The 10,156-nt window shown below is 66.1% G+C and carries 16 protein-coding genes; all 16 read left to right on the forward strand.

Annotated features, from left to right (window positions below; translation table 11 throughout):
- The first annotated feature begins 118 nt into the window (after nt 1–118).
- The 16 genes from K5845_RS07335 (at nt 119) to K5845_RS07410 (ending at nt 9,927) form a co-directional block, all read left to right on the forward strand.
- The gene (locus tag K5845_RS07335; RefSeq protein ID WP_012092619.1) at nt 119–1,054 is read left to right on the forward strand and encodes a DUF2493 domain-containing protein; all 936 of its coding nucleotides are present in this window, start codon (nt 119–121) and stop codon (nt 1,052–1,054) included.
- Nucleotides 1,055–1,214: 160 nt separating this feature from the next.
- A complete protein-coding gene (locus tag K5845_RS07340; protein ID WP_012092620.1) occupies nt 1,215–1,631 on the forward strand; it encodes a hypothetical protein in 417 nt (138 codons plus the stop codon).
- Between the two features lie 703 nt (nt 1,632–2,334).
- Complete coding sequence (locus K5845_RS07345; protein ID WP_012092621.1) at nt 2,335–2,736, forward strand: single-stranded DNA-binding protein; 402 nt, start codon at nt 2,335–2,337, stop codon at nt 2,734–2,736.
- A gap of 232 nt (nt 2,737–2,968) precedes the next feature.
- Nucleotides 2,969–3,220, forward strand: coding sequence for a helix-turn-helix domain-containing protein (locus K5845_RS07350; RefSeq protein WP_012092622.1), 252 nt, complete (start codon nt 2,969–2,971; stop codon nt 3,218–3,220).
- 96 nt (nt 3,221–3,316) lie between these two features.
- Entirely contained in the window at nt 3,317–3,592 is a 276-nt protein-coding gene (locus K5845_RS07355; RefSeq protein WP_028034393.1) for a DNA -binding domain-containing protein, read from the forward strand.
- 112 nt (nt 3,593–3,704) lie between these two features.
- Nucleotides 3,705–4,001: a transcriptional regulator domain-containing protein gene (locus tag K5845_RS07360; protein WP_012092624.1), complete on the forward strand. Its 297-nt coding sequence runs from the start codon at nt 3,705–3,707 to the stop codon at nt 3,999–4,001.
- Nucleotides 3,967–4,476, forward strand: a complete 510-nt coding sequence (locus K5845_RS07365) for a DUF2285 domain-containing protein (protein ID WP_036749067.1) — start codon at nt 3,967–3,969, stop codon at nt 4,474–4,476. Before K5845_RS07360 ends, K5845_RS07365 begins: the two co-directional genes overlap by 35 nt.
- Before the next feature lie 139 nt (nt 4,477–4,615).
- Nucleotides 4,616–4,897 (forward strand): helix-turn-helix transcriptional regulator, encoded by a 282-nt coding sequence (locus K5845_RS07370; RefSeq protein WP_012092626.1) that lies wholly within the window; start codon nt 4,616–4,618, stop codon nt 4,895–4,897.
- 18 nt (nt 4,898–4,915) lie between these two features.
- The gene (locus K5845_RS07375) at nt 4,916–6,091 is read left to right on the forward strand and encodes a replication initiator protein A (protein ID WP_012092627.1); all 1,176 of its coding nucleotides are present in this window, start codon (nt 4,916–4,918) and stop codon (nt 6,089–6,091) included.
- The gene (gene parA / locus K5845_RS07380; RefSeq protein ID WP_012092628.1) at nt 6,088–6,741 is read left to right on the forward strand and encodes a ParA family partition ATPase; all 654 of its coding nucleotides are present in this window, start codon (nt 6,088–6,090) and stop codon (nt 6,739–6,741) included. Before K5845_RS07375 ends, parA begins: the two co-directional genes overlap by 4 nt.
- Complete coding sequence (locus tag K5845_RS07385; RefSeq protein ID WP_012092629.1) at nt 6,738–7,481, forward strand: DNA-methyltransferase; 744 nt, start codon at nt 6,738–6,740, stop codon at nt 7,479–7,481. The genes parA and K5845_RS07385 overlap by 4 nt, the downstream gene beginning before the upstream one ends.
- Nucleotides 7,478–7,732 carry a hypothetical protein gene (locus K5845_RS07390; RefSeq protein ID WP_012092630.1) on the forward strand — a complete coding sequence of 85 codons (255 nt, stop codon included), beginning with the start codon at nt 7,478–7,480 and terminating at the stop codon, nt 7,730–7,732. The genes K5845_RS07385 and K5845_RS07390 overlap by 4 nt, the downstream gene beginning before the upstream one ends.
- The gene (locus K5845_RS07395; RefSeq protein ID WP_012092631.1) at nt 7,729–8,214 is read left to right on the forward strand and encodes a DUF2840 domain-containing protein; all 486 of its coding nucleotides are present in this window, start codon (nt 7,729–7,731) and stop codon (nt 8,212–8,214) included. The genes K5845_RS07390 and K5845_RS07395 overlap by 4 nt, the downstream gene beginning before the upstream one ends.
- Complete coding sequence (locus K5845_RS07400) at nt 8,211–8,756, forward strand: S26 family signal peptidase (RefSeq protein ID WP_012092632.1); 546 nt, start codon at nt 8,211–8,213, stop codon at nt 8,754–8,756. Before K5845_RS07395 ends, K5845_RS07400 begins: the two co-directional genes overlap by 4 nt.
- A gap of 68 nt (nt 8,757–8,824) precedes the next feature.
- Nucleotides 8,825–9,160 (forward strand): DUF736 domain-containing protein, encoded by a 336-nt coding sequence (locus K5845_RS07405; protein ID WP_012092633.1) that lies wholly within the window; start codon nt 8,825–8,827, stop codon nt 9,158–9,160.
- Nucleotides 9,161–9,162: 2 nt separating this feature from the next.
- The gene (locus K5845_RS07410; protein WP_012092634.1) at nt 9,163–9,927 is read left to right on the forward strand and encodes a lytic transglycosylase domain-containing protein; all 765 of its coding nucleotides are present in this window, start codon (nt 9,163–9,165) and stop codon (nt 9,925–9,927) included.
- Nucleotides 9,928–10,156 lie beyond the last annotated feature (229 nt).

Below are 10,156 nucleotides of genomic sequence, written 5' to 3' on the forward strand. Positions count from 1 at the left end.
ACCCCCGGCCATCAAGGCCCTCGCGGAGCGGGCGAGGGCTGCCAACCCGTCCCGCCCGTGCGCTTCGACGCCTGCGAAGGCCGCGATGGGCGCGGTCTCCAGACGAAGGACGCTCCCGATGACGAACGAAACCTATTCCGCAGGCGACGAGCCGGTCCACACCTCCTCCCAGACCGATCACACCCTCACCGAACTCCAGCTCTACGGCTGGCGCCCGTTCCAGGACGAACCCGATCCGAGGCCGCTGCCCGAGGGCAACACCGTCGCCGCCGCCGTCACCGACATCTTCGACGCCCTCGTCGCGACGCTCGGCGACACCCGCTTAGAGCCCGACCTCGAAGAGCTGCTCTGGGGGACCGTCAATCTCTTCCACCGCGCCACCGGCCGGGTGGAGCGCGATCTCGACGACAACGAGCAGGCGCAGCGCCGGCTTCAGCGGGAACAGGACGGCAGCGAGGTCAAGTCGGTCGAACTCGAACGCCTCACGGCCGAGGGGCAGACCCTGATCGAACGGCGCGCCAGCATGGAACTCTTCCGCGACCTCGCGGCCGAGGCTTTCGAGCACCACACCGGCAGTGCCTGGCGGCCGCGCAGCGGCTCGATGGTCAACCATCGCAACCTGACCGCCGCGATGATCGACAGCCGCGACTTCCTTGCCGCGAAGCGCCGGGCCGAGACCGAGGTGATGCTGCCCGCCGGCCCGAAGGTTGCCGTGACTGGCGGCGCGGACTTCAACGATCACCGCCTGATCTGGGCGAAGCTCGATCAGGTCCATGCCAAGCACCCCGAGATGGTGCTGCTGCACGGCGGGTCGCCGAAGGGAGCCGAACTGATCGCTTCCCGTTGGGCAGATCACCGCAAGGTGCCCCAGGTCGCCTTCCGGCCCGACTGGACCAAGCACGCCAAGGCGGCGCCGTTCAAGCGAAACGATGCCATGCTGGACGTGCTGCCGGTCGGCGTCCTCGTCTTCCCCGGCACCGGGATTCAGGAGAATCTCGCCGACAAGGCCCGCAAGCTCGGCATCCCGGTCATGAAGTTCGACGGCGGCGCGTAAGCGCCGCCGCCTGGCGGCTTTCGGCCGCCGATACTTGACAAGATGCAAGGCCGCGCCTTTGATGGAACATCCTTGCAGAACCGGCGAAGCAGCATAGTCGCAGGCGGAGCGCATCTCCCGGCAGCCTGTCGTGATCCCCAACCGTTCTCTGGAGGTTTCCATGACGCTGATCCTGCTCGCCATCTCGCTCACCATCGCGGCCTGCGTGATCGCCTGGAATCTCGCGATCTATGCCTTGCCCGTCATGGCAGCCATCACGGCCGCGCAATATGCCTGGGGCGCGGGCGCCGGGGTCGTGATGTCCGGCCTCATGGCCATCGGCGCCGCCGTGCTCTCGATCGCGCTTGTGATCGTGACTCTTGGCTTCGCGAAGAACCCGGCCCTGCGGCTCATTGCGCTCGCTCTCTTCGCCGTGCCCGCCGTCATCGCCGGCTATGCCCTTGTCTATGGCATCACCAAGAACGCCATCGACTCGGGGCTGGTTCTCAACCTGTTCGGCGGCATGGGCGGTCTCGTCCTCGGCATCTCGGCCATCGTCAATCTGAACGCCCTCGGCGAGTCGGTGTTCTCGCGCTGAAACGGCAGACGCGATCAGCCACTTCTGAGGAAGGCCGGCAGCTTGCGCCGCCGAGCCCCGGTCGTTTCGCCCAAGACGGAAAAGCAGTTCGTCGCAGCATGTCACCATCGCACCCGGTCTGCTTCTCGCGGCGCTTGAAATGGTCTGCGGTGCGAACCGTGGTCCCGTGCGGTCGATGCCCCGCTGCATCGGTCCACGTCGTTTCGTGGGGCCTTCGCGAACACCTTCCTTGTCCCTTCACGATGCTGAGGGACCGAGCCTTTGGCCGATGAAGCAGGGCGGCGCCATACCGGACCTGAGAACCCGATAGCCTGTCCGATCACATCGCGGATGACATGGCCTTCCGGCGGCGGACACGACGGTGACCGGCAAAGACGGTTGAAGGAGTGCCATGCCGGTGGTCTCGGTTCGCATGGGGGCCTGCCTGGTCGCTGTCGCCAGCAAGGACGATGGTTCTGCTGTGCGTCCCCGATCTGCTTTCGAAAGCACCATCCCTCCGCCTGACTGATCCCCTAAGTCCGTTCGGCTTCCACCAGCAACCCCCGCGGCTCCCAGCCGTGTTGCCGCGCAAACGCGGCTGCCCGCCCCACCTGGGGCCTTGGGGGCAAGCTGCAGCAAGGGCGGCAGTTGCAGGAGTCTTCCGACGGCCTTGGCCGGGTCTCGTCGGAGGGACGGTCCCTCCGAGGAGCAACGGAGACCTACAATGCAGAACATCGTCATCCTCGCCGGCAACATCGGCCAGGCCCCCGAAACCCGCACCACCCAGGGCGGCACCGGCATCACCCACTTCACCCTGGCCACCTCGCGCCCCCGCTATTCGGAAGGCCGCGTCCTGCGCGACGAGAACGGCTATCGGGTCCAGGACACCGAATGGCACCGCATCACCTGCTTCAACGGCCTCGGCAAGACGGTCCAGCAGCATTGCGACAAGGGCATGAAGGTTCTGGTTCGCGGCCGCATCCACTACACGAAATGGACCGATGCCGCCGGGGTCGATCGCTACGGCTGCGAGATCATCGCCGAGACGGTCGATTTCCTGAGCCGGGCGAAGCAGACCCAGAACGACGACGGCAAGTTCATCGACGACGATGACATTCCGTTCTGATCGGGAACCCGAGGCCCGGCGGCGCAAGCCGCCGGGTTTCCCTCCTGCTTCACCGGATCGCGCCCGCCGCTTCTGGCAAGGTCCGGCGACCGAATCAGACGGGCATGGACGGGAGCGTCGTCTCTCTATCCTTGATAATTGCACCTGAATTTCGGCTGGTGCTCACAGCGAGAACGACTATTATAGTCGTAGTTCTGGAGTGCGTGCGTATCCCGGTGGGAGGTGATCATGTATGATCACCGCTCGCCAATCTCGGGCTGCGCGCGCGTTACTGGGATGGACACAGGAGACGCTCGCCGACAAGGCCCAGGTCGCATTGACCGCACTCAAACGCCTCGAATCCCAAAGCGGGCTCGAGGTGTTCGAGTCCACCCGCGACCAGGTGCGCCGCGCTCTCGAAGCGGCCGGGATCGTTTTCTTGTCGACGGATAAGGGCGAGGGCGTGTTGCTGCAACACGATACGGTCAACACCGACAAACGGTGAAACAGCGGCCAGCGTGATGTCAGGTTCTCGTCAAAAGGAATGGCTATCTTCCGCCGAAGATGGTTAACAAATACGTTACCCGAACGTGAGCGAATGATGGGCCGCGCGACACAGACATATCTCGACACACCACCGTCCAGCCAGACGCTGACGTCTTATGATCGCGAGCATATGAAACTCTACATGCGCCTTCTCGATGCCGAGCGTGATGGCGCCGATTGGCGCGAAGCTGTGCAGGTTCTCTTTGGCCTCGATCCAGAGTGCGATCCCGACCGCTGCCGCTCCATCCATGATACTCATCTCGCTCGCGCGCATTGGATGACCGAACACGGCTACCGCGAACTGGTCCGCGAAAGCCAGCGCAATTCCTGACGCGTGATGCGTGCCGCGCATCACCTGTTGACCATCGCCTGACTTCCTCAATTCAACGCGTGCGGGAATCCTGACCCTTCTCAATTCGTTTGAGTAGACCCGGGAGGCCGCGATGACCCCTGACGCATCGACTTGGCGTTCGTCGGCGCAATACGACCATCTGGATGAACTGACGGCATCCGATCTGGCCTGGGAATGGCTGCGCCGCAATGACGATTATGACGCAGATTTTGAAGCCTCAATTGCCGACCATGGAGACCCCCAACCGCTGACCGAACGGATCCGGCAGCGCTGGGGGTTGCGATTTCCCTGTCGATCCGCTGGTCCCGCCACCCGATGCGCCGGTCTTCTGGCTCCCAGCGGAGGACACAAGTGTGGTGGTGCTGACCGAAGCCCCTTCGGAACTTGACGACAGCACTGACGGCGCTCCGCCGAACTGGCGCCTCGACTTCTCGGTCGAGAACGCTGGCGCGGAGTTCCATGTCCCGCTTGGCAATGGGCGGAAGCTCCAGATCTTCGACGGCGCCATTATGGGGGACGCGATCGCGGTCGCCGTCGTCCCTCTCAGCCTCGCCGGTTTCGACCGGATCGAGGCCATTCAACGCTTCCTTTCGGCCCTGCATGGTCGCGCGATCCCGCCGGATACGCGCCTGACACGCCAGCAACGCGCGCGCCTCCGACGGATGCTGCGGGCCTTCGATGGCCATCGGGCCGGCGCGACGCAGCAGGAGATCGCGCGGGTTCTTCTGAACACCGGCCGGCTTGAGCGGGACGAATGGCAGGCGTCCTCGGCCCGTCATGCCATCAAGGCACTCCTGCGCGACGCCCGTTCCATGGTCGCCGGCGGTTATCGGAAACTCCTGCGTCATCGCCGCCCACGATAACGCGATCCTTTGCCCTGATGGTGGGCGATTTCGATACCCCCCAACTTCGCCCTGCAACTCGCCGCTCTTCCTGCGCCACCGTGGTCATTGCCCGCCGCTGATCCGCAGCGGCCGCTTGCAACCCCACGGAGGCCCGATCATGCCACATGAACCCGTCGTCCTGCCGCCGCGTTTTCTACGGACCAAGGAGGCCGCGACCTTTCTCAGCCTCTCGGCCCGGACCCTCGAAAAGCACCGCACCTACGGAACCGGGCCAGCCTATCGCAAGCTTGGCGGCCGTGTGGTCTATGCCATCGACGATCTTGAGGCCTGGACCGAGCGCGGCGCGGTGACCTCCACCTCCGATCCGCGCGGCTCCGTGCTGCCCGCCAAGCGTCATGCGTTTCCGTCCGGCCCGCAGGCCGGTCGTTACGCCCGCTGATCGCAGCCGGTTCCCTTCATGACGGTGCGACGCCGATCCCTTTCTGAGCGCGGGCAGCTCGACCTGTTCCGGGCGCTCCCCGGCGATTTCGCGCCACGAGACGCGCAGGATCTCATGGCCTATCCCTTCTTCTCCCTCGCCAAGTCGAAGCGCATCGCGCCCATCGACTTCGCCGCCGGCAATGTCTCCATCCGGGTCGAGGCTGTTCCCGATCACGGCATGGCCACGATCTGGGACGCCGATATTCTGATCTGGGCGGCGAGCCAGATCGTCGAAGCCCGCGACAGCGGCCTTCGCACCTCCCGGCTGATGGCCGCCACGCCCTACGAGATTCTCACCTATGTCGGGCGCGGCACCGGCTTGCGCGACTATCAGCGCCTGAAGGCGGCGCTCGACCGGCTGCAATCGACCACGATTTCCACCTCGATCCGCCAGCCGGTCGAAGGGCGCCGGCATCGCTTCTCCTGGATCAACGAATGGCAGGAACGCACCGACCATAGCGGCAGACCCGATGGCATCGAGATGATCGTGCCGGACTGGTTCTACCAGGCCGTCCTCGACGATGCGCTCGTGCTGACCATCGACCGGACCTATTTCGATCTCACCGGCGGCCTCGACCGCTGGCTCTACCGCCTGGTGCGCAAGCACGGCGGCCGCCAGCGCGATGGCTGGCGGTTCGATTTCCGTCACCTTCACCAGAAATCCGGCAGCCTGTCGCCGTTCAAGCGCTTCGCCTTCGAGTTGCGCGACATCATCCGGCGCCAGCCGCTGCCGGGCTATTCGCTGTTTCTCGAGGCCGAGGTCGGCGGGCGAATGCTGCTGGCCTTCGAGCCGCTCGCGCCCTGTGGAAAACCTGTGGATGGCCTCGTGCTATCGGGAACCCGGACTATCGTGCTATCGGGAACCGGAGGCTCGTGCTATCAGGAACCGAAACCGGGCTTAACACCCGGAACCCATTCAGGAAATCGCGCCCTTAACTTAGAGTCTAACAAAGAGTCTAACTTTGAAGAGCGCGCGCGCGATGTGGAAAACCTCATCCGCGACACCGCCAGAAGCCTTGGTAGAGCCGCTAAGAAGAGGGCATCCGACGCCCCGGCATCGCCTCGACCGGCATCTGATCGAGGCGCAACCGAGGCTCCTGAATCTGCAGAAAGACCCCGCCTGCCTCTCGATCTGCCGGGGGGGTGCAAATGATCATCGCGCTCCTCAACCAGAAGGGCGGTGTCGGCAAGACGACGCTGGCGCTGCATCTTGCCGGTGAACTGGCTCAGGGTGGCAAGCGCGTCACCCTGATCGACGCCGATCCGCAAGGCTCCGCCCTCGACTGGTCGCAACAACGCGCGCGTGAGGGCCTGCCACGCGCCTTCGGCACCGTTGGCCTGGCCCGCGACACGCTGCATCGCGAAGCGCCCGAACTCGCCCGCGATGTCGATCGCATCGTCATCGACGGGCCACCGCGCGTCGCCGGCCTCATGCGCTCCGCGCTGCTCGCCGCCGATCTCGTGCTGATCCCGGTGCAGCCATCGCCGTTCGACGGCTGGGCTTCGGCGGAGATGCTCGCCCTCCTGGCGGAGGCGCGCATCTACCGGCCCCAGCTCGTTGCCCGCTTCGTGCTCAACCGCTGCGGTGCCCGCACCGTCATCGCCCGCGAGACCGCCGAGACGCTGGCGGACCACGATCCTCCCGTGCTCACCAGCGCCATCGGCCAGCGCGTCGTCTTCGCCGACGCCGCGCAGACCGGGCGGCTCGTCCGCGAGATCGGGCGCCGATCACCCGCCGCGCGCGAGATTGCCGCCCTGGCCGCCGAGATCGGCCTGCTGGGGATCGGGAGGGTATCGGCATGACGATCCTTACCGGCGACTGCCGCGAAGAAATGCCCTGGCACGCACCCTACGACATGATCATCGCCGATCCGCCCTATGGCGACACTTCGCTCGCCTGGGATCGGCGCGTCGAGGGCTGGGTCGTGCTGGCGCGCGCCGCCCTCAGGCCGACCGGCTCGCTCTGGGTCTTCGGCTCGCTGCGCAGCTTCATGGCGACCGCCGACCGCTTCACTGACGCCGGCTTGCGGATCGCGCAGGAGATCGTCTGGGAAAAGCAGAACGGCACCGGCTTTCATGCCGACCGCTTCAAGCGGGTGCATGAACTGGCCGTCCAGTTCTATCCCGCCGAGACCGCTTGGCGTGACATCTACAACGACGTCCAGACCACGCCCGACGCGACGGCCCGCACGGTGCGGCGCAAGCAGCGCCCGCCCCATACCGGCCAGATCGACGCCGGCCATTATGTCAGCCATGACGGCGGGCCGCGCCTCATGCGCTCGGTCATCTACCTGCGCAACTGCCACGGCCGCGCCATCCATCCGACCGAAAAGCCGTCGGCGCTCCTGGAGATCCTGATCCGCACGAGCTGCCCCGAAGGCGGCCTGGTCGGCGACTGGTTCGCCGGTTCCGGCGCGGCCGGGGAAGCCTGCCGGCTTTCCGGCCGGCGCTATCTCGGCTGCGAGATCGACCCCGACATGGCCGAGTGCGCGCGGGCGCGCATCGCCACCGTGCTGCCATTCCATGACGGAATTTCGTCATGACGGCGCGCACCGAGAAGCGCTGCTTCGCTACGCGCCCGGCCGATCCCGATAGCTGGATCAAGGCCGGCGACGCGCCGCCAAAGCGCACGGATACCGCCGACGCCTATTCGGCGCGGCTGACCGTGGACATCACGCCGGCGCTGCGCGGCCGCATCAAGATCGCGGCCTTCCAGCGCGGCATCACCGTCGCCGACATGCTGCGCGACCTGCTGGCGCGCGAGTTTCCCGACATAGGGGGAGACCGCCCATGATCGGCATCGACGCCCATGACGGCGATCTGACCCGCGCGGAACTGACCTGGGTGGAAGGCAAGACCGAATACTGGATCAGATTCGGCCATGCGACTGGTGAGCAGATCCTCGATCGCAACCGGCGTGTTGTATTCTTCCATCCCGGCACGGTGTTTGCGTTCGTCCGCTGGGCGGCGAACGACCACGGCACGATCATTTCGCGCCTCGACATCCTGCGCGCGGTTGCGCCGGGCCAGTCCTATCAGACGCTGCCCTTCGTCCGTCCAGGCGGCGAAATCCTGCTGAAGATCGAAGGCTGGCCGAAGGTCGAGGCTGTCCTTCGCCATGTCGACGGGATCGAGGCCATAGGTGTCGATCCGGCCCAAGTCGATCCCGATCATTGGCGGCACGTCTCCCACTGGATAAACGCAGGCGAAGCGCCGCGTCCCTACACCGCGGAGCGTCATCAGGCATGGCTCTGGCGGCGGGAGATCGCCCCATGACGCGCTTTCGCTATGTCATGGTGACGACGGTTGCCACGCTCGGGATCGCCTTTGCCGGATTCGTTCCGACTGCGCCAAGGCTGGTCTGGAACGCATCGGCCAGCGTGCCGATCGGGTTCTATACTGTCGCACCCGACGACCGGATCGCGGTGCCCGATCTGGTCGCCGTCATCCCACCCGAACCCTTCGCCTCGTTTATGGTCGAGCGCGGCTACGTCGCACGCGACGTGCCGCTTCTGAAGCACGTTCTCGGCCTGCCCGGACAGCGCCTGTGCCGCGATGGCCGCGCCATTATCGTCGACGGCGTTCCGCTCGGCGAGGCGCGCGACCACGACAGCTTCGGCCGAGACCTGCCGGTCTGGCAGGGCTGTCGCGTCATCGCCGAGGGCGAAGTGTTCCTGATGAACCCGGACGTCGGCGACAGCCTCGACGGCCGCTATTTCGGCCCGTTCCCCGCCTCGGCGGTGATCGGCCACGCGATCCCGCTTTTCACCGACGAAGACGGCGAGGGCCGCTTTGTCTGGCGCGCGCCGATGCGGTGACAGCGCGTCCAGAGCGGGGCCGTTGAGCCGTCCCGCGTCTTCTCCACCGCATAGGAAAGGAGCCTTCCATGGCACAGATCGGCCAGTTTACCCGCACCCCGTCCGGCTATTCCGGGCGACTCCGCACGCTCTCGCTGGACGTCGAGCTGACCTTTACGCCGTCGGAAAATGCGGACGCCGACAAGGCGCCTGCCTATCGCATCCATCTCGGCGATGAGTATGGGCCGGAAGTCGGCGCAGGCTGGAAACATTCCGGCGAGCGCGCGGGACCGTTCGTCTCCGTGCTTCTCGACGATCCAGTTTTCCAGCAGCCGATCCGCGCCCGCCTGTTCCAGTCGGACGAAGACGGCCGCGACTGGGGCTTGCACTGGACCCGCCAAAAGAAGCGCGACGAGCAGGAGTGATCATGGTCACGTCCTGCATCCGTCCCGCCTCGGGGAGATGTGGCGCCCGCCGCCGCATCCTCCTCCTTCTTCTTTCCGGCCTGTTCGTCACAGCCATTGCCCCGCTGCCCGGCCTGGCGCAGATCGCCGTGATGGGTCGTGCCGTCGCCGTGCATCCGCACGGCGCCCATATCGAAGAGGCTTCGCAGCGGTTCGGCATCCCGGCGGCATGGATCATCGCCGTGATGCAGGTCGAAAGCGCGGGCAATATGCACGCCATATCGTCTGCCGGCGCGATGGGGCTGATGCAGGTCATGCCCTCGACTTGGGCGGAGCTGCGCATCCGCCATGCTCTCGGCCGCGACCCCTTCGAGCCGCGCGACAACATCCTCGCGGGCACCGCCTACCTACGCGAGATGTGGGATCGCTACGGCAATGTTGCCGCGATGCTCGCGGCCTACAATGCCGGTCCCGGTCGCTACGATGAATACCGCGCGACGGCTCGTCCGCTGCCTGCCGAGACGCGCGCCTATGTCGCTGCTTTGACGCCGATCCTGCTCGGCGAGCGGCCTTCCGGCAGCGGCTCGACGGTCGCTCCGCCGCCCGACTGGCGCGAGGCGGCGCTCTTCGTCGCGCGTGAAATCGGCGCTTCCGCTGCCGATCCCGCGTCCCCCGACCGCACGCCGGACGATGCCCCTTCGCTCGTCCCGGCGGCACCGGACGCACTCACCGCCTTGCAGTCGGAGGGGCTGTTCGTCGCCCGCGATGCCGGTGGGGACCGGCCATGAGCAGCGGCACCGCAATTCGCATCCCATCGGGCGCTGGCGTGTCATGGAGGGCGCAGAGGGTGGCGGCAGGCACCACGACCGAAAGATGGCGAGATAAAAGGCCGCACGGTGCGGCTGTGGCGGGCGGTTGTTTTTGTTCAGGTTTCCGGCGCGTCCCGCACCGTGCGGCGCTGGCGCGCACCGTGCGCTGCGCGCTCCTCTTCCTGATTTTCCTTGATGATTTGCACCG

Source organism: Filomicrobium sp. (assembly GCF_025698805.1).
GTDB classification, from domain to species: Bacteria; Pseudomonadota; Alphaproteobacteria; order Rhizobiales; family Hyphomicrobiaceae; genus Filomicrobium; species Filomicrobium insigne.

Coding starts and splice junctions, on each gene's coding strand:
- K5845_RS07395 (WP_012092631.1), top strand. CDS start 7,729: ATGATCGGCATCGACGCCCATGACGGCGATCTGACCCGCGCGGAACTG.
- K5845_RS07335 (WP_012092619.1), top strand. CDS start 119: ATGACGAACGAAACCTATTCCGCAGGCGACGAGCCGGTCCACACCTCC.
- K5845_RS07370 (WP_012092626.1), top strand. CDS start 4,616: ATGCCACATGAACCCGTCGTCCTGCCGCCGCGTTTTCTACGGACCAAG.
- K5845_RS07385 (WP_012092629.1), top strand. CDS start 6,738: ATGACGATCCTTACCGGCGACTGCCGCGAAGAAATGCCCTGGCACGCA.
- K5845_RS07400 (WP_012092632.1), top strand. CDS start 8,211: ATGACGCGCTTTCGCTATGTCATGGTGACGACGGTTGCCACGCTCGGG.
- K5845_RS07360 (WP_012092624.1), top strand. CDS start 3,705: ATGACCCCTGACGCATCGACTTGGCGTTCGTCGGCGCAATACGACCAT.
- K5845_RS07390 (WP_012092630.1), top strand. CDS start 7,478: ATGACGGCGCGCACCGAGAAGCGCTGCTTCGCTACGCGCCCGGCCGAT.
- K5845_RS07340 (WP_012092620.1), top strand. CDS start 1,215: ATGACGCTGATCCTGCTCGCCATCTCGCTCACCATCGCGGCCTGCGTG.
- parA (WP_012092628.1), top strand. CDS start 6,088: ATGATCATCGCGCTCCTCAACCAGAAGGGCGGTGTCGGCAAGACGACG.
- K5845_RS07405 (WP_012092633.1), top strand. CDS start 8,825: ATGGCACAGATCGGCCAGTTTACCCGCACCCCGTCCGGCTATTCCGGG.
- K5845_RS07375 (WP_012092627.1), top strand. CDS start 4,916: ATGACGGTGCGACGCCGATCCCTTTCTGAGCGCGGGCAGCTCGACCTG.
- K5845_RS07355 (WP_028034393.1), top strand. CDS start 3,317: ATGGGCCGCGCGACACAGACATATCTCGACACACCACCGTCCAGCCAG.
- K5845_RS07345 (WP_012092621.1), top strand. CDS start 2,335: ATGCAGAACATCGTCATCCTCGCCGGCAACATCGGCCAGGCCCCCGAA.
- K5845_RS07410 (WP_012092634.1), top strand. CDS start 9,163: ATGGTCACGTCCTGCATCCGTCCCGCCTCGGGGAGATGTGGCGCCCGC.
- K5845_RS07350 (WP_012092622.1), top strand. CDS start 2,969: ATGATCACCGCTCGCCAATCTCGGGCTGCGCGCGCGTTACTGGGATGG.